The organism is Novosphingobium aeonii (genome assembly GCF_052279045.1).
GTDB lineage: Bacteria > Pseudomonadota > Alphaproteobacteria > Sphingomonadales > Sphingomonadaceae > Novosphingobium.
The window spans coordinates 877,104-898,524 of sequence record NZ_CP176832.1 but is presented as its reverse complement, the minus strand read 5'-3'; the positions used below and the strand labels follow the sequence as shown (position 1 = coordinate 898,524).

16 protein-coding genes are annotated in these 21,421 nt (G+C 64.0%); 8 read left to right on the top strand and 8 right to left on the bottom strand.

Annotated elements, in window-relative coordinates; all coding sequences use genetic code 11:
• Positions 1 to 832: 832 nt before the first annotated feature.
• Positions 833 to 2,001, top strand: a protein-coding gene (locus ACLIMP_RS04540) for an IS3 family transposase (protein WP_443478072.1) whose coding sequence is annotated in 2 segments (ribosomal slippage) — positions 833 to 1,094 and positions 1,094 to 2,001 — 1,170 coding nt in all. Because the reading frame shifts where the segments join, the coding sequence is not laid out codon by codon here.
• A 472-nt stretch (positions 2,002 to 2,473) separates the two neighbouring features.
• Positions 2,474 to 4,495 carry a DUF2075 domain-containing protein gene (locus ACLIMP_RS04535; protein ID WP_443478071.1) on the top strand — a complete coding sequence of 674 codons (2,022 nt, stop codon included), beginning with the start codon at positions 2,474 to 2,476 and terminating at the stop codon, positions 4,493 to 4,495.
• A 216-nt stretch (positions 4,496 to 4,711) separates the two neighbouring features.
• Here the strand turns inward: ACLIMP_RS04535 and ACLIMP_RS04530 are convergent, their stop codons facing one another.
• Both ACLIMP_RS04530 and ACLIMP_RS04525 read right to left on the bottom strand, forming a co-directional pair.
• On the bottom strand, positions 4,712 to 5,713 hold the full coding sequence (locus tag ACLIMP_RS04530) for an acyltransferase (protein ID WP_324697747.1): 1,002 nt from the start codon (positions 5,711 to 5,713) through the stop codon (positions 4,712 to 4,714).
• Between the two features lie 252 nt (positions 5,714 to 5,965).
• Positions 5,966 to 7,885, bottom strand: a complete 1,920-nt coding sequence (locus ACLIMP_RS04525) for a ribonucleoside-diphosphate reductase subunit alpha (protein WP_292636390.1) — start codon at positions 7,883 to 7,885, stop codon at positions 5,966 to 5,968.
• A 916-nt stretch (positions 7,886 to 8,801) separates the two neighbouring features.
• Between ACLIMP_RS04525 and ACLIMP_RS04520 the strand changes: the two genes are divergently transcribed.
• The gene (locus tag ACLIMP_RS04520) at positions 8,802 to 9,047 is read left to right on the top strand and encodes a GlsB/YeaQ/YmgE family stress response membrane protein (RefSeq protein ID WP_054434636.1); all 246 of its coding nucleotides are present in this window, start codon (positions 8,802 to 8,804) and stop codon (positions 9,045 to 9,047) included.
• Between the two features lie 103 nt (positions 9,048 to 9,150).
• Here the strand turns inward: ACLIMP_RS04520 and ACLIMP_RS04515 are convergent, their stop codons facing one another.
• The 5 genes from ACLIMP_RS04515 to ACLIMP_RS04495 all read right to left on the bottom strand — a co-directional run bounded on the left by ACLIMP_RS04515 (position 9,151) and on the right by ACLIMP_RS04495 (position 12,836).
• Positions 9,151 to 9,699, bottom strand: coding sequence for a glutathione peroxidase (locus tag ACLIMP_RS04515; RefSeq protein ID WP_054434638.1), 549 nt, complete (start codon positions 9,697 to 9,699; stop codon positions 9,151 to 9,153).
• A gap of 73 nt (positions 9,700 to 9,772) precedes the next feature.
• On the bottom strand, positions 9,773 to 10,729 hold the full coding sequence (locus ACLIMP_RS04510) for an NAD-dependent epimerase/dehydratase family protein (RefSeq protein ID WP_324697744.1): 957 nt from the start codon (positions 10,727 to 10,729) through the stop codon (positions 9,773 to 9,775).
• Between the two features lie 4 nt (positions 10,730 to 10,733).
• Complete coding sequence (locus ACLIMP_RS04505; protein WP_324697743.1) at positions 10,734 to 11,420, bottom strand: glutathione S-transferase family protein; 687 nt, start codon at positions 11,418 to 11,420, stop codon at positions 10,734 to 10,736.
• 58 nt (positions 11,421 to 11,478) lie between these two features.
• Positions 11,479 to 12,129, bottom strand: a complete 651-nt coding sequence (locus tag ACLIMP_RS04500; RefSeq protein WP_185998182.1) for a CoA transferase subunit B — start codon at positions 12,127 to 12,129, stop codon at positions 11,479 to 11,481.
• Complete coding sequence (locus ACLIMP_RS04495) at positions 12,129 to 12,836, bottom strand: CoA transferase subunit A (RefSeq protein ID WP_054434644.1); 708 nt, start codon at positions 12,834 to 12,836, stop codon at positions 12,129 to 12,131. The genes ACLIMP_RS04500 and ACLIMP_RS04495 overlap by 1 nt, the downstream gene beginning before the upstream one ends.
• Positions 12,837 to 12,922: 86 nt before the next feature.
• On the opposite strand from ACLIMP_RS04495, the gene ACLIMP_RS04490 reads away from it, so the two are divergent.
• The 5 genes from ACLIMP_RS04490 to ACLIMP_RS04470 all read left to right on the top strand — a co-directional run bounded on the left by ACLIMP_RS04490 (position 12,923) and on the right by ACLIMP_RS04470 (position 20,138).
• Positions 12,923 to 13,816: a LysR family transcriptional regulator gene (locus tag ACLIMP_RS04490; protein WP_324697739.1), complete on the top strand. Its 894-nt coding sequence runs from the start codon at positions 12,923 to 12,925 to the stop codon at positions 13,814 to 13,816.
• 63 nt (positions 13,817 to 13,879) lie between these two features.
• Positions 13,880 to 14,662 (top strand): universal stress protein, encoded by a 783-nt coding sequence (locus ACLIMP_RS04485; protein ID WP_054434648.1) that lies wholly within the window; start codon positions 13,880 to 13,882, stop codon positions 14,660 to 14,662.
• A 589-nt stretch (positions 14,663 to 15,251) separates the two neighbouring features.
• On the top strand, positions 15,252 to 17,567 hold the full coding sequence (locus ACLIMP_RS04480) for a CDC48 family AAA ATPase (protein ID WP_054434650.1): 2,316 nt from the start codon (positions 15,252 to 15,254) through the stop codon (positions 17,565 to 17,567).
• 95 nt (positions 17,568 to 17,662) lie between these two features.
• A complete protein-coding gene (locus ACLIMP_RS04475) occupies positions 17,663 to 18,442 on the top strand; it encodes a glutaminyl-peptide cyclotransferase (protein WP_324697735.1) in 780 nt (259 codons plus the stop codon).
• 112 nt (positions 18,443 to 18,554) lie between these two features.
• Positions 18,555 to 20,138: an ABC-F family ATP-binding cassette domain-containing protein gene (locus ACLIMP_RS04470; protein WP_324697733.1), complete on the top strand. Its 1,584-nt coding sequence runs from the start codon at positions 18,555 to 18,557 to the stop codon at positions 20,136 to 20,138.
• A gap of 21 nt (positions 20,139 to 20,159) precedes the next feature.
• Here the strand turns inward: ACLIMP_RS04470 and ACLIMP_RS04465 are convergent, their stop codons facing one another.
• Positions 20,160 to 21,302 carry a mechanosensitive ion channel family protein gene (locus ACLIMP_RS04465; protein ID WP_324698997.1) on the bottom strand — a complete coding sequence of 381 codons (1,143 nt, stop codon included), beginning with the start codon at positions 21,300 to 21,302 and terminating at the stop codon, positions 20,160 to 20,162.
• Between the last annotated feature and the right edge of the window lie 119 nt (positions 21,303 to 21,421).

Here is a 21,421-nt window from a genome sequence, read left to right as displayed (position 1 = left end):
AGGCGCGACCGGATGGGAAGCCTCGGGGTGAATGGGAAATTTTCAGGGGGCAGTGGTTTCCCTACGTGGAAGTTAGGATCGACGAGCGCCTCACCACTGTTGTCGGCGCGAACGAGTCTGGCAAAAGTCACCTATTGAGCGCCATTGAAAAAGCGATCTCTGGAGAGGGTTTTGTCCGTCGAGACCTCTGTCGCTACAGTAAGTTCTTCGGCGTGACAGAAGAGGAAGCCTGCTTTCCGCATCTCGGCGTCGCCTGGTCCGGCGTTACCCCTGATGAATGGGAGGGCATCCGCAACGTCCTGGGCCTTTCCGGTCCGGCCGCCACCACGTTCATGATGTTCCGCGAGGGTCCCGATCTCCTCACCGTCTGGACGCCGCTACCCGACGGCTGGCAGGCGCATGAACTCGATAGCGAAACAGCGTCGCATTTCACCACGCTGCTGCCCGCGACCTTCAGGATTCATTCGGACGTGGCACTGCCTGACAGCGTTCCATTCAGCTGGATCGTTTCCGGCAATCCCGCGGGTGGAAGACGGATCCGGCCATCGCTGCTCGATAGGGTTTCCTCGCTCGCAGGAATGGTGGGAGGTGACGCGTCCTCGGTAAGCGCCAACGCGGCGGGCATATTCAGCGTTCTTCGACCACTAATCGACGAGATGGGTCAGAACGAGCGCGCTGGCGATCGTCGCGCTCTTGATCTTGCGCGGAGCCTTTTGGTCGATCTTGCAGGCATCGATCCGGCGGCGATAGAGGAGCTGGCGAACGCCATTGATCTGCCCCCTTCTGAGTGGCCCAAAATCTGTTTTAGATTTGGCCACGAAGGAGGACTTGAATGGCGAGGAAGCACAAGCCGGAAGAGATCATCGGCAAGCTGCGTGAAGCGGAGATCGTGCTGGCGCAGGGCGGAACGGTGGCGGATGCGTGTCGCCGGATCGGCGTCACCGAGCAGAGCTACTACCGCTGGCGCAAGGAGTATGGCGGCCTGAAGATGGACCAGGCTCGGCGCATGAAAGAGCTTGAGAAGGAAAACGCTCGGTTGCGGCGGGCGGTGTCAGATCTGACGCTGGACAAGTTGATCCTACAGGAGGCCTCGCGGGGAAACTTCTGAGCCCCGCGCGCCGCAGGCGCTGTATCGATCATATCCGGGGCATGATGCCGGTGTCCGAGCGGCGGGTCTGCCGCGTGCTCGGGCAACATCGATCGACGCAGCGCAAAACGCCGCGTGGGGCGGATGACGAAGCAGCCCTGACCGAGGATATCATCGCGCTTGCCCGGCAGTATGGCCGCTATGGCTATCGCCGGGTGACGGCCTTGCTGCGCGATGCCGGTTGGCATGTGAACCGCAAACGGGTGGAGCGCATCTGGCGCCGTGAAGGGCTCAAGGTGCCGCAGAAGCAACCGAAGCGTGGAAGGCTCTGGCTCAACGACGGATCATGTATCCGCCTGCGACCGGAATATCCGGGCCATGTGTGGTCTTACGACTTCGTCGAGGGACGCACACATGATGGCCGCAAGTTCCGCATCCTGTCGATCATCGACGAGGCCAGCCGCGAGTGCCTCGCCTTACCCATCGCGCGACGGCTGCGCAGCGAGGACGTGCTGGCGACTCTCGCCGAGTTGTTCGTCACACGGGGGCCGCCGGCGCACATACGGTCAGACAATGGCCCTGAATTTATCGCCAATGCCGTGCAGCAATGGCTGGCGAAGATCGGCGTGAAAACGCTCTACATTACACCCGGCAGCCCATGGGAAAATGGCTACTGTGAGTCCTTCAACGGCTCGATGCGTGATGAGCTCTTGAACGGGGAGATCTTCTACACCTTGGCCGAGGCGAAGATCCTGATCGAGGCCTGGCGGCGGCACTACAACACCGTCAGGCCTCATAGTTCGCTGGGGTATCGACCGCCGGCCCCGGAGACGGCGACGGCGCCATGGCTGCCCTCCGGTTCCGCTACGCTGCACCTACGGCCAGCCATGGCGCCGGAGGCAATCTTACACTAACAAACAACCCGGACCACTCGGTGGGGGCCGGTCAATCTGGCTTCGGCTGGTTGATGTCGTAAGACGTAACCGAACGTAAAGGCTCGCGTTATTCTGCGAAGCCCATGCGTCACTCCAACGTTGACGCTCATAATAGCTTTGCGACGGTTCGAGGCCTGTCCTGAGATTGCCCAGCTTCGTCTGGGACGGCGGTACGATGGCAGCGTCTCGAACCACCTCCTTCTTTAGGCCCTGGAATATCAGGGTGCTCCGTTTCGGAGTTTCCGGGAACACTGTTTGAGGCGCGCTACATCGTCATTTCTGGCCCCATTGTGATCGGACGACGCCCAAAACGTCAATCACGTTGATACGTGCCGCTCGTAAGTCAGTGCACGGCGATCTCGCTGCGCACCGAAATATTTGCTGCATCGATATGATGCGAAAGCCCTAGCGTTCCCTTGCGGTGCATTACTTCCAGCGCCAAGGGTGGGCAATGAACCGCGCGTATCTGTCCTTGCCTGTCGCAACTATTGCAACTTTCAGTGATGCCGATCTTTTCGGACGGCTGGCCGCTCGGTTGCCTTTCGCATTGGAGCCAACGCAGCGGGCAGCTTGGGAATACCAAATTCAGCACCTGCGCAAAATGGCGCAAGAACTGCCTAGGGCCCATGCCTTCATGGAATTCCTGATTCCGCGGATGGGCCGGCGGGCGGACTTGATCCTCTTGGTTGATGGCATTGTCTTTGTCATCGAATACAAACTCGGCGCGCGCCAATATGACCGCTCCAGCCTTGACCAAGTCTATGGGTATGGGCTCGATCTCAAACACTTTCACGAGACCAGCCACTCACGGACCATTGTTCCCATATTGATTGCCACCCACGCGCCGGGCAATCATGATCTCCCCGTTCAATGGGACGATGACGGACTGGCTCGGCCGCTGGGCGTGAACCCTGAAGGGCTGCTTCCTGCCATCCATCATATGTGCAGAGTATATGGTGGCCCCGACAATGACGCGTTGACCTGGGAGGCAGGGCGCTATCGGCCGACGCCCACCATCGTGGAGGCGGCGCAGGCGCTCTATCGCGGCCATGCGGTTGAGGAAATATCGCGCTCTGAAGCTGGGGCAGAAAACCTTACCCACACGGCCAATTATGTCGCCAATGCGATCGAGGTGGCCAAGCGCGACCGCCGCAAAATCATTTGCTTCGTTACCGGCGTGCCTGGCTCCGGCAAGACGCTAGCCGGCCTTAATTTGGCTACGGCTCGGCAGCGCGCCCACAGCGACGAGCACGCCGTTTTCCTCTCGGGAAATGGCCCTTTGGTGGACGTCTTGCGTGAAGCGCTGTCACTTGATGCAGTGGCAAGGGCACGTGAGGCGGGCGTTAAAACATCCAAGGTCCAGGAAGATCGCGGCGCGGCGGCGTTCATTCAAAACATCCATCATTTTCGCGATGATGCGCTCGCCTCGAGTGATGCTCCGGTGGAAAAGGTCGCCGTGTTCGATGAAGCGCAACGCGCTTGGGACGTCGAGCAGACGTCAAAGTTCATGCAGCAGAAGAAAGGGCAGATCGGCTTTTCCATGTCTGAGCCGGAGTTCCTGCTCTCCGTCATGGACCGGCACGAGGATTGGTGCGCGATCATCTGCTTGGTCGGCGGCGGCCAGGAGATCAACACTGGGGAAGCAGGCATCGAGGAATGGCTTCGTGCGCTGCAGCGCAGTTTCCCGCATTGGCAGGCGCATATCCCAGAGAGCTTGGCTCACGATTGCCGGCTGGCTGACGAGGTATCAGCGCCGGCGCTGCATCTCGCTACGTCGTTGCGCTCATTTCGTGCGGAACGCCTGTCTGATTTTGTGGGTCATGTGATTGCAGGCGATGCCCCAGCCGCTCGTCAGGTTAAACGCGAACTCACCAATTTCCCACTCTACATCACGCGCGACTTAGACCAGGCGCGGCGTTGGTTGCGCTCCAAACGACGTGGCGCTGAGCGAACGGGCTTGCTCGCTTCGTCCAATGCTGCGCGCCTCAAGCCGCATGGTGTGTTCGTGAAGGCAAAGATTGAGCCCGCCAAATGGTTCTTGGCTCCCGGCGACGATGTACGATCTTCTGACGCGCTAGAAGACGCAGCAACCGAATTCGACGTGCAGGGCCTGGAACTGGATTGGACATGTGTGTGCTGGGACGCCAATTATCGGCGCGTCGGAGAAGTATGGCAGTCATTGCAGTTCAAGGGCACGCGCTGGCAGACGGTCAACGACGAAGCCCGTAAGACCTATGTCGCTAATGCTTATCGCGTCCTACTTACCCGTGGCCGCCAAGGGATGGTCGTGTTTGTTCCTGAAGGTTCGCACGAAGACGCAACGCGAGAGCCAGCCGCATACGCCGGGATCTACGATTTTCTGGTTGAATGTGGATTCGACCCTCTAGGGAATGAGCCAGCTTCCATGAACGAGCAGCGCGCTCAGCTTCCGCCGGCTTTGCTGACGCCCCCTGTCGAAGTGGTCGAGATGTGAACTGTGGCGGCAATCCTCTTCAAACCGATACACCATCAGATCGTTTGGGGGTATAAATGGGGGTATTCTTAATTATGCGTTCGAAAAAAATGGCTGGAAATTGCGGAAAATCACGCAACATAAGAGTCCCGTAAGCGCACCACTTTCTCCATAAGCAAGCTTTCCACGCCGCCGCGTAACGGCTGTCGCTGTGATGGCGCGGGCGGGCAGGCCCGCTTATACTGCCTTGCGGGAAGTGCGCGCGCCGGACAGCAATCGCGTCCACGACCACTTGCGCAGGATCACGCGGGCCGCGAACATGACCGTCAGGGTGAGTACGAAAGCGATGATTGCCCCCGGAAGCTCACCCGCACGCTTGTAGATCAACTCCTTGGCCCCCGCGATCAGGAAAGGGTGCCAGAGGTAGAAGTAGAGCGAATCGTATCCAATCGAATGTGCCAGCGGCACCGGGATTCGCGTGCTCAGCAGGATCGGCAGGCCGGCAATGAGCGCTAAGTTCAGGATCGCATAAGGGATGATCTCCGCCATGCCGGCGGGATGGGCGTAACAGGCCTGGAAGCCCGCAAACCCCGCCAGGATCAGGATCGCCACCCACAGCGGGGAAAAGCGCCTGCCCGACTGTCTCAGCCAGTAGCCGAAGGCGAAGAACGGCATCATCGTCAGGTAGCGCTGGTCCGGCAGGGAATATCGGTCCAGCGGCCCGACGTGGTGAGACAGGCCGAATGCCACCATGCCAAAAGCGCCCAGCACCAGCGCGATCGCCAGGAAGATCGCCGGGTTCACGCGGCGAAGCAGCCAGGCGAGCACCACGAAGGCGAAGAACACCGGAACATACCAGGTGTGATAAGGCGGCTTGAGCAACATCTCGCCCAGCATCGCCATGCTCAGGCCCGTCTTCAGCCCCGTCAGCAGGACATAGGCCACGGAAGCCAGGAACCAGGGCAGAAGCAGGCGCGTGTCATACTTGGAGATCAGCGAGCGGAAGGTTTCCCGCTGGAGACTGGCGGAGGTCAGCAGGTATCCTCCCAGCCCCAGGAACAAGGGCATGTGGAAGGAATAGATGCCCCATTTCACGGCATTCCCGCTGACGCTGGCCGTGAACAGGTGGCCCACGATCACCAGCAGGATCAGCCCACCCTTGAGGCTGTCTATGGCGGGGTTGTACCCCTCTTTCGGACCGGAAACGCGCGATGCTGCCTGCGGAGACGGTGTTTGCATCGGTTCGCGTTTCTCCGTGTTTGCTGCGCCGCAATCCGCTTAGTGCGGCAATTGCCCGAGCTTCAACCCGGAGCGACGAGTCGGCCCCTCCTTGCGATGGGAAGAGCGGATCGGCAGGATATCCGCTTCAGGCCCGCCCTCCCAACATCTCTTAAGTTCCTGACGATGCTCACCAACACCGGACATGTCGCCAAACGAAACGCCCCGGAAGCCTAGGCTTCCGGGGCGTTGAAAACTACGTCATGCGCAGCCTTACTGGCAGGCGAGGCACTCGTCGTAATCGGTTGTCTCGCCGATCTCGAACTTGGGTGCTTCCGGCGTGTTGTCCGCCTCTACACCGCCTGCGAAGCCCGCGCGCTGCACCGACTTCGAGCGCAGGTAGTAGAGCGACTTGATGCCCTTTTCCCATGCCTGGAAGTGCAGCATCATCAGGTCCCACTTGTCGACATCCGCAGGGATGAACAGGTTCAGCGACTGGGCCTGGTCGATGTAGGGCGTGCGATCCGCCGCGAATTCGAGCAGCCAGCGCTGGTCGATCTCGAAGCTGGTCTTGTAGACGGCCTTCTCGTCCGGCGTCAGGAAGTCGAGGTGCTGGACCGAACCGCCGCGTTCGAGGATCGAGTTCCAGACGTTGTTGGAATCCTTGCTCTTCGAAGCCAGCAGCTTCTGGAGGTAGGGGTTCTTCACAACGAACGAGCCCGAGAGCGTCTTGTGGGTATAGATGTTGGCCGGGATCGGCTCGATGCAGGCCGAAGTACCGCCGCAGATGATCGAGATCGACGCGGTGGGCGCGATCGCCATCTTGCAGCTGAAGCGCTGCATCACGCCCATGTCCGCGGCATCCGGGCACGGTCCACGCTCGTTGGCGAGCAGCAGCGATGCCTCGTCCGCCTTGGCGGCGATGAGCTGGAACATCTGCATGTTCAGCGCCTTGGCCATCGCGCTCTCGAAGGCGATGCCGCGCTTCTGGAGGTACGAGTGGAAGCCCATCACGCCCATGCCGACCGAACGTTCGCGCGCAGCGGAGTAGCGTGCGCGGGCCATCTCGTCGGGCGCACGGTCGATATAGTCCTGCAGGACGTTGTCGAGGAAGCGCAGCACGTCTTCGACGAAGCGCTTCTCGCCCTTCCACTCTTCCCAGGTTTCCAGGTTGAGCGAGGAGAGGCAGCACACGGCCGTGCGGTCGTTACCGAGATGGTCGCGGCCGGTCGGCAGCGTGATTTCCGAGCACAGGTTCGAGGTCGAGACCTTGAGGCCGAGATCGCGGTGATGCTTGGGCATCATGCGGTTCACGGTGTCGGAGAAGACGAGGTAAGGCTCACCGGTGGCGAGGCGGACCTCGACCAGCTTCTGGAACAGCGAGCGGGCGTGGACGGTGCCCCGCACCGAGCCGTCCTTGGGGCTCTTGAGGTCGAAGTCCTTGCCGTCGCGCACGGCTTCCATGAACTCGTCGGTCAGCAGCACGCCGTGGTGCAGGTTGAGCGCCTTGCGGTTGAAGTCGCCCGAAGTCTTGCGGATTTCGAGGAACTCCTCGATCTCGGGGTGCGAGACGTCGAGGTAGCAGGCGGCCGAGCCACGACGCAGCGAGCCCTGCGAGATCGCCAGGGTCAGCGAATCCATCACGCGCACGAAGGGAATGATGCCGCTGGTCTTGCCGTTGAGGCCGACCGGCTCGCCGATGCCGCGCACGTTGCCCCAGTAGGTGCCGATGCCGCCGCCGCGCGAAGCGAGCCAGACGTTTTCGGTCCACGTGGCCAGAATGCCTTCGAGGCTGTCATCCACCGAGTTGAGGTAGCACGAGATGGGCAGGCCCCGGCCCGTACCGCCGTTCGAGAGGACGGGGGTGGCCGGCATGAACCACAGCTTCGAGATGTAGTCGTAGATGCGCTGCGCGTGGTCCTGATCGTCCGAGTAGGCATCGGCCACGCGGGCGAAGAGGTCCTGATACTTCTCGCCGGGGAGCAGGTAGCGGTCGTCGAGCGTTTCCTTGCCGAAGTCGGTCAGCAGCGCGTCACGCGCATCGTCGGTGACGATGGTGAAACGACGTGCGTTGATCGATTTCGAATCGACGGGCTTGCGGCTCTTCTCAGCGGGTGCTTCAGCAGGCGCGGCAACGGCCGCGAGCAAGGCTTCGGCCACAAGAGCGGCCGTAGCGGTATCGGTCTTGTCCATCGCGATTGCCGGGCTCTCGCCCGCCTCCTTTTCCTTTTTCGCCGCCGGTTTCCTGGCGGGCCTGGGAGCCGCTTCGGGCTTGGGGGCCGCTACCTTGGCAACCTGGGGCGAAGTCTCGAAACCGGGCATTTCAACCTGCCCGTCATCCTGAATCATATCTTCCTGCATCACGTCGGAGCTGTCTAAGTCAGCGTTGTTTCTGAAATCCAATTGTCGCCCCCCGTTTGCTCGTACCAGCGTCATCGAAGCGCCAAAAAGCGCGTCCAGCATTGCACCGGGGTCGGTTCGGACCGGGGCGATTCGTCAGGGCGAAGAGCCCACCGACATACCACCACCGGTACGATAGAGAACGATAATCCCCTGACCGACCCGGCGCGCGGTGCCACCTTGCGGTATTCACCTTGCAGTATCACGGGGGTCTCGAACACAGCAAAACCGTCCTTCGAGGCACCTGACTGCCCTGGAACGATTTGTCTAGGTCTAGATGCCCCGCCATCGACGCGCCACAACCCATAGTGCCTGTTCTGGATTTTGACGCAAGAGGGTGACTCTCTCCCGCAAGGCGGCAAAGCCGCGCCCCTTTACAGCGCAGGCCATGGCGCGACGCGTGGGAACTCCTTCACCGGGCTCCGGCGCAAGAGCCTATTTCGAGGTCTTCGCTAAAAATTTTTCCACATAAAACGGCGGCGAAACGAATCCCGCTTGCGACGAAACGAGTCGCCGGAATCTCGTGATTCAACCTGTGTCGAGACACTTGCCCCGCCTGTCCCCATATCTTTGGAGAAGTGGATACGTCCATCCGGCGCCGGACGGAGCATATGCGCGCTTCGCCGACCGGCCGTTGCAACCGCCGCGCGATTCGCGATTTCTACGAACCGCAAGGTCGCAGCGTCATTTTTCGAGGAATCAGCTACCCATGTTCAACATCATCGGCGCCATCATCAGCGGGCTCATCATCGGCGTGCTGGCGCGTTACTTCTATCCCGGCGCGGTGCCGATGACCTGGCTCGCCACGATCCTGCTGGGCATCGGCGGCTCGCTCGTCGCCGGTCTCGTGACCACGCGCGGCAGCGCCGACTTCCAGCGCGCCGGCTGCCTCGCCTCGGTGATCGGCGCGATCGTGCTGATCTTCATCGGACGCGCGCTCGGCATCGGAATGTAACGCCGCGGGATGTAACGCCGCCGCCGGTACCTCTGCCGGAAAAAACGGGCGAGCCCGCCCGGCGCCGCGGCCATGGCGCCGGACGGGCTCGCCCCGTATCGCCTTACCTGTTCAGTTCAGCCTCGATCGCATCGACCAGCAGCGGGTCCTGCGGCGCGGTGCCCGGCGCAAAGCGGCCGACGACTTCGCCATCGCGCGAGATCAGGAACTTCTCGAAGTTCCACAGCACTTCGGGATCGTCGTTCGGAGTCATTCCGTAGCCCTTGAAGCGCTCCTTCATGCCTTCGACATCGCCCTGCTTGGTGGGAACCGCCTCGGTCAGCGCGGCATAGAGCGGCTGCTTGGCTTCGCCGGTAACGTCGGCCTTGGTGAAGAGCGGGAACGAGACGCCGTAGTTGAGCTGGCAGAATTCGACGATCTCCTCGTCCGTGCCGGGTTCCTGCGCACCGAAATCGTTGGCAGGGAAGCCGAGCACTTCGAGACCCTGCGCCTTGTAATCCGAGTAGAGCTTTTCGAGGCCTTCGTACTGCGGGGTCAACCCGCACTTCGAGGCGACGTTGACCACGAGCAGCACCTTGCCCTCGTGATTGGCGAGACTGTCGGCGCTGCCGTCGATGCGGGTCAGCGGGATTGCGGTGATATCGGCGGCCATAGGGAAGTCTCTCCTGTTCGGATTCAGGCTGGGAACATGGGGTATCGCCATGACCGCCGCAAGACGGCCGCGCTTATCCTTCCTGTCCGAGCACCGGGGATATCCATTCGGGATCATGCACATAGGGCAAGGGATCGCCGGAGCGCAGAGCTTCCAGCACCGCTGCAAAGTCCGTCCCGGCCCGCCAGCCGATCAGGCGCCGGGCCTTGGCGGGATCGTAGACCCGCTCGATCCGCTCCGGCAGCACCCAGCCGCGCCGGGCGTATAGCTCCGCCGCATCGGGGTAATAGCGCGCGATCACGGCGCGGGCATCGCGGGCCAGTTCCGCCGCATCGGCGCGCACGAACGGCGGCGGCGCGGAAAGCACGAATGTCTCGCAACCCTCGATCCGCTCCAGCGCGGCGAGGTGGGCGAGCGCCGCATCCTCCACGGTGAGACGGCGGTTCAGCAGTTCGTTCGCCTTGAGGTTCGGCCCGGAAGGCACCGCGTGGGTATCGTCGTCCTCCGGGAAGAAACGCCCGGTGCGCAGGATCGCCACCGCCATGCCGCTATCGCGAGAGACGACGCGGCACAGGTTCTCGGCCGCCAGCTTCGTGGCGCCATAGACGTTGCGCGGTTCCACCGGGCCGAAGTCCTCGTCCATCCACCAGGCCCCCTCGGCGCCGGCCCCTGCGCGCACGTCGGCGCGGACCATCAGCGAAGTGGTGGAAGTGAAGAGGAAGCGCCTGTGCCCCGCACCCGCTGCCGCTTCCAGCAGGTTGAGCGTGCCGGTGACGTTGGTGTCGATGAAGGCCTGCCGCGGATTGCGCACGATATCGGGCTTGTGCAGCGCGCCTGCGTGAATCACCGCCTCGATGGCATGATGCGCAATCGTCTGGAACACGAGAGCGCGATCCGCCACCGAGCCGACGATTCGGGTATGCGCACCGGGCACGACGTCGAGCCCGATGACTTCGTGGCCATGCGAGGCCAGCAGGGCCGCAAGGTGTCGGCCCAGCCAGCCGGACGATCCGGTCAGCAGGACGCGCATGGGATCAGGCCCCGTTCCGATAATCCGCGATGACTTCGCCGCAACCGGCGAGTTCCGCTTCGTGGCCTTCCTCGCGCCATGCCTCGCCCAGCGCTTCGGCTTCCCACTGCTTCATCGCCGGATGTTCGAGCACGGCATCGACCCAGACCTGGCAGGTGCCGACATCAAGGCCATAAGTGCGGATGCGGAAGGCGACCGGCGCGAAGAACGCATCTAGCGCGGTGAAGCTGTCCCCCGCCAACCATGGCCCACCGAAACGGGACAGGCCCTCGCCGAAGATTTCGCGCAGGCGGGCAACGTCGCGCACCAGTTCCGGACGCATCGCCTTGGGCCGGACCCGCACGCCGACGTTCATCGTGCAGTCGTTGCGCAGGGCGGAGAAGCCGCCGTGCATCTCGGCCACCGCGCATTGCGCGAAGGCGCGCGCGGCATCGTCGGCGGGCCAGACGCCGGGGTGGCGGTCGGCCAGATAGAGGGTGATGCCCAGCGAATCCCACACCGTCCGTTCGCCGTCGACCAGCGCCGGAACCTGCCCGGTAGGCGAGAAGCTGCGGAAGGCCTCGTAATTGGCGGGGGCGGTGAAGGGCTCGATCCGATCGGTGAAATCGATCCCCAGCGCCTTCATCAGCACCCAGGGCCGCAGTGACCAGCTGGAGTAGTTCCGATTGGCGGTAATCAGTGTGTAAGCCATCCGGAACTCTCCTCTGTTTGAAAATCCGCCGAGGGCGGATTTTGCGGCACCGCGACTCTCAAGTCACATAATGCGCCGTGGTCTTAGCGGCGACTTCATCGGCCGTCACGCCCGGTGCCAGTTCGATCAGCCGGAACGGGCTCTGGTGGTCCACCCGCTGGAACACGGCAAGGTCGGTGACGATCATGTCGACCACGTTCTTGCCGGTCAGCGGCAGGGTGCAAGCCGGGATGAACTTGGGATCGCCGTTCTTCGCGTTGTGCTCCATGACGACGATGATCTTCTTCACGCCGGCCACGAGATCCATCGCGCCGCCCATGCCCTTGATCATCTTGCCGGGGATCATCCAGTTGGCGATGTCGCCGTTCTCGGCGATCTCCATCGCGCCCAGCACAGCCAGATCGATATGGCCGCCGCGGATCATGCCGAAGCTGGTGGCGCTGTCGAAATAGGCCGACTGTGGCAGTTCGCTCACCGTCTGCTTGCCCGCGTTGATAAGGTCGGGATCGACTTCATCGGCATAGGGAAACGGCCCGATGCCGAGCATTCCGTTTTCCGACTGCAGCGTCACGGTCATGCCGGTGGGCACATGGTTCGCCACCAGGGTCGGGATGCCGATGCCGAGGTTCACGTAGAACCCGTCCTGAAGCTCCTTCGCCGCGCGGGCGGCCATTTCGTCTCTGCTCCAGCCTTTAGTGTCTTGGGACATCAGGCGGTCTCCCTCTCGCGGGTCGTCATGAATTCGATCTTCTTGTCGTAAGGCGCGCCCAGCACGAGGCGCTGGACGAAGACGCCGGGCAGGTGAATGCCGTCCGGGTCGAGCGAGCCGGTGGGGACGATCTCCTCCACCTCGACCACGCAGACCTTGCCGCACGTGGCGGCAGGCACGTTGAAATTGCGCGCGGTCTTGCGGAACACGACGTTGCCGGTCTCATCCGCCTTCCACGCCTTCACGATCGAAAGGTCGGCGAAGATGCCTTCCTCGAGGATATATTCCTCACCCCGGAAGACCTTCACTTCCTTGCCCTCGGCCACTTGCGTGCCGACGCCAGTCTTGGTGTAGAAGCCGGGAATGCCGGCGCCGCCGGCGCGCATGCGTTCGGCCAGCGTGCCCTGCGGGCAGAATTCGACTTCCAGTTCGCCCGAGAGGAACTGGCGTTCGAACTCCTTGTTCTCGCCCACGTAGGACGAGATCATCTTCTTCACCTGCCGGGTGCGCAGCAGCTTGCCGATGCCTTCGTTGTCGATCCCGGCGTTGTTGGAGGCGAAAGTCAGGTCCTTCACACCGGAATCACGCAGGGCATCCAGCAGGCGCTCGGGGATGCCGCAAAGGCCGAAGCCCCCGGCGGCGATGAGCAGCCCGTCCTTGAGCAGTCCGTCCAGCGCCGCCGCGGCGCTGGGATAGATCTTGTTCATGAAATTCTCCCGTTTGGAGCGAACCTAGACAGCCATTCCCATTACGAATAGCGATTGTTTTTTATCGGAAGCGATAATTCACGCTTATGAAACGTATCGCCCTCTTTCACCTTGAAACGCTGATGTGGATCGATCGGCTCGGCACGTTCGCAGGTGCGGCACAAAGACTCAATACCACCCAGCCCGCCATTTCCGCCCGCGTGCGCGAGATCGAGGAGCAGCTTGGCGTACCCCTGTTCCAACGTGACGGGCGCCGCATGGTGCTGACCGCGCGCGGCCGCCGTCTCGTGCAGGATTGCGAGCCGCTGCGGCAGGGCCTCGAACGCGCCCTGCTCGATGCCAGCGACTTCGCGGGCGCCACCGGCACCGTGCGGATCGGCTCGGGCGAGATCGCGGCGGCAAGCTGCCTGCCGGACTTCATCGGCGCGATCGAACGCGAGCGCCCCGGCGTGACGCTGGAGATAGAGCTGGACCTCACCGCCCGGCTTCTGCAGCAACTGCTGGCGGGCACGCGGGACATCGTGTTCCTGGCGGGGCCGGTGGCCAGCCCCGGCCTGCGCACCGCGCCGATCGGTTCGGTCGAACTGGTCTGGGCGGCCAGTCCTGCCACTGCGGCGTCCGGCAAGTTCGAGGCGGCCGTCCCGGTCTGGTCGCTCCCGGACCATTCCCCGCTTCACGGCGTCACGCTGTCCACGCTGGAGGAGCAGGGGATCACGCCCGGCGCGCTCCACACCTGCAACAACGTGCGGATGCTGATCGAGATCGTCGCGCGGGGCCGGGGCGCGGCCGTGCTGCCGGAGACCATGGTGCGCGACGAACTGGAGCGCGGCACGCTTGTCGAAGTCCTGCCCCGCCCTGCGCATCACGTTCATTTCGAAGCCGCGATCCGCACCCGCGAGCGCGAGCCCGTGATCCTGGACCTGTTCGAGCGCGCTGCCCGCCTCTCGATCGAAACCCTTCCGCATCCTCGGAGTTTTTGATCTTCGTCATGGCAATTCCATGACCTTGCGATACCTTGGCCGGCAGACAACGGGAGAATTACCATGCGCTCGATACTCGTGAACGCCGACCGCAAGCCCGACAGCGACGCCCGCATCGCCGCCGCGGTCGAACTCGCCCGCAATCTCGGCGGTCATCTCACGGTGCTCGTCGATACCCCGGTTTCACGCTATATCGCCATGGACCCGATGGGCGGCAGCTACGTCATTTCCGAAGCGCTCGACAAGGCGCGGGGCGAGGATGACGCCGCCGCCGAAGCGATCGAGGCGCGGCTGACCCGCGGCGATATCCCCTTCGAAGTGATCCGCAGCGAGGAAGACCCGGTTCCCGCCCTTGCCGGAGCGGCGCGTCTTTCCGACCTGGTGGTGGTCTCGCGGTCGAGCGGGATCGCCGGACAACTGGCGATGGTCTCCCGCGCACCGGTGCTCGCCCTGCCCGAGGGCCACACGCTCTCCCTGCCGATCCGCCGCGCCTGCATCGCCTGGGACGGCGGCGAACAGTCTGCAAGCGCGCTCAAGGCGGCGGTTCCGCTGCTTCAGGGCTGCGATGCCGTGAAACTGGTGACGGTGATCGAGAAGACCGGCGGCTTCCCGGCCACGGACGCGCTGCGCTATCTCTCGCGAAACGGCATCCACGCCGAATACGAGGAGCACGAAAGGCGCGGCTCGACCGAGGAAACCCTCGCCGTCGCCGTGAACCAGTCCCACGCGGAACTGCTGGTGATGGGCGCTTACGGCAAGAGCAGGCTGCGCGAATTCCTGTTCGGCGGCGTCACCGCCTATTTCCTTTCGGAAGCGAGCGCGCCCGCGGTCCTGTTCTCGCACTGATCCGCCTGCCGGGCACGTCCCGGCCATATGTCCTCTGGAAAAGGGCGTCGGTGCCGGTCACCGGCGCCTTTTGCTTTCCCATTACGGCAATTCAGGCTTTTCGGATCAGATACTTAGCAAGGACAGGAAATTCCGCACCGCAACAGTCAACGTTTGCAGCGCTCCGGCGATCCACATCGCCTTGACGATTGCGTCAAGGATAAGCCGAAGCGCAGTTCATGTTCTAAAATGTTGTTTTTATTGATTCAGTCATTGATTACCCCGTGTAGTTACGCCCTGCGCAACCATGGTTGCACCGTTTGCAACCGTTCTTTTGTGTTTTCGCACTTGCACAAAAGCCTGATTCGGGTCATACAGACACTGCCTTTCAGGCATCCTCTCCCAAAACTTTCACGGCCCGGTCGGCAACGCCCGGGCCTTCTTTTTGCCTTGATGAGAACAACGTTCTCAGGCGCGCCTACCGGAAACATCCGCAACGGGCACGGGTTGGTTTGAAATCCGGGAAGCCGATACCTAGTTCCAATCCACATCCCGGACGGCCCGCGCGAACCGGCGCGGCGTCGGAACCGGGAGCACGGAAAGGACACCCATGGCGGACGCCCCAACCCATGTCGACGAACGGACGGTGAAGCTGCAGGTCGCGGCAGCCCGGCAGGAAGAGAGCGGCCAGGGCATCGCTCGCCTCTCGCGCGGTTCGCTCTCGGCGATCGGCGCGATGGAAGGCGACGTACTCGAATTGACGGGCAAGTCGGTAACTGTCGCCCGCGCGGTCCTCGCCTATGCCGAGGACGAAGGCCTCGAAGTCATCCGCCTCGACGGCCTCCAGCGCGGCAATGCCGAAGTCGGCTCGGGCGATCACGTTACCGTGCGCAAGGCCGAATCCCGCCCGGCGCAGCGCGTGGTCTTCGCCCCCGCCCAGAAGGACATGCGCCTTCAGGGCCCCCCGGCCGCGCTCAAGCGCAACTTCTTCCAGCGCCCGATGGTGCAGGGCGATCTCGTCGCCACCACCGGCCAGCAGCAGGTCGCGGACATTCCCCCGCAGCTTCGCCGCATGTTCAATGCGCCGGCCTATGCGCTGACGCAGATCCGCCTCAACGTCGTCTCCACGACGCCGCGCGGCATCGTCCACATCGACGAGAACACCGAAGTGGAACTGCGCGAGACCTTCGAGGAAGCGCACGACGCCCGCGGCGACGTCAACTATGACGACGTCGGCGGCATGAGCGACACCATCCGTCAGCTGCGCGAGATGGTGGAACTGCCGCTGCGTTATCCCGAACTGTTCACCCGCCTCGGCGTCGCCCCGCCGAAGGGCGTGCTGCTCCACGGCCCGCCGGGCACCGGCAAGACCCGCCTGGCACAGGCCGTGGCGAACGAGAGCGAGGCCAGCTTCTTCTCGATCAACGGTCCCGAGATCATGGGATCGGGCTATGGCGAGAGCGAGAAAGCGCTGCGCGAAGTCTTCGAGGAAGCCACCAAGGCCGCGCCCGCGATCATCTTCATCGACGAGATCGATTCGATCGCGCCCAAGCGCAGCCAGGTGCACGGCGAGGCGGAAAAGCGCCTCGTCGCCCAGTTGCTCACGCTGATGGACGGGCTCAACAGCCGCGCCCACGTCGTCGTCATCGCCGCCACCAACCGGCCCGATGCCATCGACGAGGCACTGCGCCGTCCCGGCCGCTTCGACCGCGAAATCGTGATCGGCGTCCCTGACGAGGCCGGCCGCCGCGAGATCATCGGCATCCACACGCGCGGCATGCCGCTGGGCGACAAGGTGGACCTGGGCGAGCTTGCCCGCACCACGCACGGCTTCGTCGGGGCCGACCTGGCCGCACTTGCCCGCGAAGCGGCGATCGAGGCGGTGCGCCGGATCATGCCCCGGCTCGACCTCGAGGCCCGCACCATCCCGCCCGAAGTGCTGGAAGACCTGCAAGTGATCCGCGAGGACTTCGTGGCCGCGCTCAAGCGCGTCCAGCCTTCGGCCATGCGCGAGGTCATGGTGCAGGTTCCCAATATCGGCTGGGCCGACATCGGCGGACTGGACGAAGCGCAACTCAAGCTCAAGGAAGGCGTCGAGCTTCCGCTCAAGACGCCCGAAGCCTTCCACAAGCTGGGTATCCGTCCGGCCAAGGGCTTCCTCCTCTACGGCCCGCCCGGCACCGGCAAGACGCTGCTCGCCAAGGCCGTTGCCAAGGAGGCCGAGGCCAACTTCATCTCGATCAAATCGTCCGACCTCCTCTCGAAGTGGTACGGCGAGAGCGAGCAGCAGATCGCCCGCCTCTTCGCCCGCGCCCGCCAGGTCGCGCCCTGCGTGATCTTCATCGACGAGATCGACAGCCTCGTGCCCGCACGCGGCATGGGCGGCGGTGGCGGCGAACCGCAAGTCACCTCGCGCGTGGTCAACACGATCCTCGCCGAGATGGACGGGATGGAGGAATTGCAATCGGTCGTGCTGATCGGCGCCACCAACCGCCCGGCCCTTGTCGATCCGGCGCTGCTGCGGCCGGGCCGCTTCGACGAACTGGTCTATGTCGGCACCCCGGACGAGGCCGGGCGCGAGCATATCCTCGGCATCCACACCGGCAGGATGCCGCTGGCGGACGACGTCTCCCTGCATGACATCGCCGCGCGGACCGAGCGCTTCACCGGCGCCGATCTCGAGGACGTGGTGCGCCGTGCCGGCCTCATCGCCATCCGCAAGCGCGGAGCCGAAGTGGAGCAGGTCCGCCGCGAGGACTTCGAGGACGCCCTCGAAGACAGCCGCGCCACCGTGACCGAGGAAATGGAGGCCGAGTACGAGCGCATGAAGGGCGAACTCAAGAAGCGGGCCATGGAAGTGATCCCGATCGGCTTCATCGCCCCCGGCATGGTCGAATCCCGCCGCGAAAAGAAGCACGGCGATTGAGCGATGCCGTCGTCCCGGACCCGGTCCGGGACGACGGCATCCTCCCAACCCCATCGCCCCTTGCGGAGGCCGCGCCCTTGCGGCACCTGCATCGCATGAATTCTCCCGTCCGCGCCCTGCTCGCCGCTGCACTCGCCCTCACCGCTGCCCCTGCCGTGCAGGCGAAGGACGTGCCGGTCTGCACCTACCGCATCGACAATGCCTTTCCCCACGATACCGGCGCCTTCACCGAAGGCCTCCTGTTCGATCAGGGCCTGCTTTATGAAAGCACCGGCCAGAAGGGCGATTCCCGCATCGTCGTCCGCAAGCTGGAAACGCTCGATCCGGTGAGGGAGGCCGAGGTCGATCCTTCCGTCTTCGGCGAAGGCCTGGTGGACTGGAAGGACCAGCTCATCAGCCTCACCTGGCGGGACCGCATCGGCTATCGCTGGGACCGCAAGTCGCTGAAGCTGCTGGGAACATTCTCCTACGAGGGTGAAGGCTGGGCCATGACCCGCAGCGGGAACACGATCTACCAGAGCGACGGCTCCGCCAGCCTGCGCCTGCGCGATCCGGCAACGATGCGCCAGACCGGCAGCCTTGCCGTTACCGCAGATGGCCGGCCGGTGGAAAATCTCAACGAACTCGAATGGATCGACGGCGAGATCTGGGCCAATGTCTGGATGACCGACCGCATCGCCCGGATCGATCCCCGGACCGGCAAGGTATCGTCCTGGCTGGACCTGACGGGGCTGCGCGAACAGGCTGGCGGCGCGGGCGTGGACGCCGTGCTGAACGGCATCGCCTGGGACGCCGCAGCGCGGCGCGTGCTGGTGACCGGCAAGAACTGGAACCAGATATTCCAGATCACCCCGATCTGCCCGAAAGGCGGCTGACTTGCTCCACCGGGGCGGTTCGGCTAAAGGGTAGCCCGCAAGCAAGGGAATGGATCGATGGACAACTGAGCACATAGCCCGTTTTTCCCAAACGCTATCTGCCGGTGTTCGCATGACATTCCTGACAATTGACCGCGTGGCCTGCTCGGCCCCCGACGGTACTCCCCTCTTCACTGACCTCACTTTCTCGCTCGGCCGCGAAACGCTGGGCCTCGTCGGCCGCAACGGCGCGGGCAAGAGCACGCTGCTGCGCGCGATCGCCGGGGATGTGCCGGTCTCCGAAGGAACGATCGTGCAGCAGGGCCGCGTGGGCCTGCTGCACCAGCTTCCGCCGGACGAACATGCCAGCGTGGCCGCGGCGCTGGGACTTTCCGAACAGTTCGCCCGGCTCGAACGCATCACCGAGGGCCGGTTCGAGGACGGCGATTTCGACCTCGCCGACTGGACCCTGGCCGAGCGCTTCGAAAAGGCCGCGGCGCTTGCCGGCTTCGCCGATCTCGATCCGCAGCGGACCCTCGCCAGCTTCAGCGGCGGCCAGCGCACCCGCCTGATGCTGACCGGGCTTCTGATGGACGAGCCGGACGTGCTGCTGCTCGACGAACCCACCAACAATCTTGACGAGGCCGGGCGCAAGGTCGTGGCCGACCTGCTTGACGGCTGGAGCGGCGGCGCCCTTGTCGCCAGTCATGATCGCGAGCTGCTGCGCCTTGCGGATCGTATCGTCGAACTGACCGGGGTGGGAATCCACATGGTCGGCGGCGGATGGGATGCCTTCGACGAACAGCGAAGCGCCGAACGGGCCCGCGCGTCAGCGGCGCTCGAACGCAGCGAGGACGCCCTGCGCCACGCCCGCCGTGAAAAGCAGCAGGAGGCCGAGAAACAGGCCCGGCGCGACAGCAAGGGCCGCAAGGATGCGGCAAGGGGCGGCGATCCGAAGATCCTGCTCGGCGCGCGGCGGCAGCGGGCCGAGGAGAGCGGCGGCCGCCAGCGCAAGCTGGGCGACGAACTCGTCGGCCGGGTGCAGGAACGGCTGGATGTGGCCCGGCGCGACGTGGAAGTGCTCGCCCCCATCCACATCGATCTGCCCCCCTGTCACCTGCCCTCGGGCCATACCCTGATCGAGGCGCACGGTCTGGCCTGCACGCGCGGCGGACGGCGCCTGTTCGGCCCGCTCGATCTTGTGCTGCGCGGACCGCAGCGGATCGCGATTTCCGGCCCCAACGGTTCGGGCAAGACCAGCCTGATCCGCATACTCGCCGGAATCGACCGGCCCGACGCGGGAGACATCCGCGCCGATACCGCCCGCTTCGCGCTGCTCGACCAGCACGTCTCGCTTCTTGGCGAAGGCGGTACCGTGCTCGATGCCTACCTGCGCCTCAATCCCGATGCCGACCGCCACGCCGCCCATGCCGCGCTCGCCCGCTTCGGTTTCCGCAATGCCTGGGCACAGCGCGAGATCGCCGGCCTTTCAGGGGGTGAGCGAATGCGGCTGGCGTTGGCCTGCCTGTTCACGCGCAAGGACGTGCCGTGGCTGCTCGTCCTCGACGAGCCGACCAACCATCTCGACCTCGCTTCGGTGGAGATGCTGGAGCAGGCGTTGCGGGGCTATGACGGCGCGATCCTCTGCGTCAGCCACGACGGGGATTTTCGCGAGGCGATGGGCCTTGGCGAGACAATCCTGCTGGGCGAGGGCTAGCGGGACGATCGCCCGCCGCCGTCAGTTCGGCTGCCGGGCCTCGCCATTGGCCGAAGCCGCGACCAGTTCCGCCAGCCCCGCCGTCGCCCCCATCTCCACCGGGCCGACCGGCAGCGTGCGGCGCCTTACCAGCGCCTCGGGCTGGCTGCGTCTGATCCAGTCCATCATGCTTTCCCGGATCTCGCAGCGCAGGTCGAACAGCGTCGGGCCATCCTTCGCGCTCATCAGCAGGCGAACCTCGATCGCATCGTCCTTGCAGTCGGTCACCTGAAGGATCTGCGCGCGCCTGTCCCAGAGGCGGTGGGCCTGGATCTGCCGTGTATATTCTTCTCGGATCGGTCCGATCTCGGTGCCCTGGTCAAGGTAGAGGAACACCGTGCCGAGAAGCTGAGAGGTGGTCTTGGTCCAGTTCTGGAAGGTATCTTCGAGAAAGCGGTTGGACGGCACCACCAGACGGCGATCGTCCCACAGCCGGACGACCACGTAAGTCGTGCGGATATCCTCGATGCGGCCCCATTCCCCGTCGAGGATGATGACATCGTCGATGGAGATCGGCTCGGTCATCGCCATCTGGAAGCCCGCGATCAGGGCCTTCAGCGCAGGCTGCGCCGCCGCGCCAACCGCGAGGGCCGCAAGCCCGGCGGAAGCCATCAGCGTAACGCCGATCTCGCGCACCCCGGGCACCGAGGCGAGCATCCCGGAAACCGTCAGGAACACGATCAGGAACGTGCCGATGCGGCTGAAGATCGCCAGCCGCGTGCGGCGGCGGCGGGCGTTGCGGTTGTTCTCTACCGAAATGTCCGCCCGCACGATCATCGCTTCGACGAACGCCCGCAGCACCGCCACCGCGACCCAGCCGGTCAGCAGCGGCATGACGAACGGCGCGAAGCGTTCCCACACCGCTTCCAGCGCAGGCGTCTCCCGCGCGGCCAGAACCACGCCCATGGCGAGGAACGCCCAGCGCGTGGGCCGGTTGAGGCGATTGACGACGATGTCGTCCGCCTCGCTCGCGCTCCGGTTGGTGATGCGGTGCAGGATACGGAACAGCACGGCATGGGCCAGCAGCGCCAACGCCAGGCCGAGCATGGCCGCGAGAACCGCCATGAGGGGCCGCTCGGCCCACGAAGGCAACCCGGCGAGGATGCTGTCGATGAACTGGATCATGGTGATGAAACGATGCTGCACTGCAGCAGTTTCATCCGCACGCTCGGTTCATCGGCCTTGCGGGGCAGGTCGGAGAAAGAAATGCCCCGGATTCGGACCAATCCCGTCGTCCCGGATCG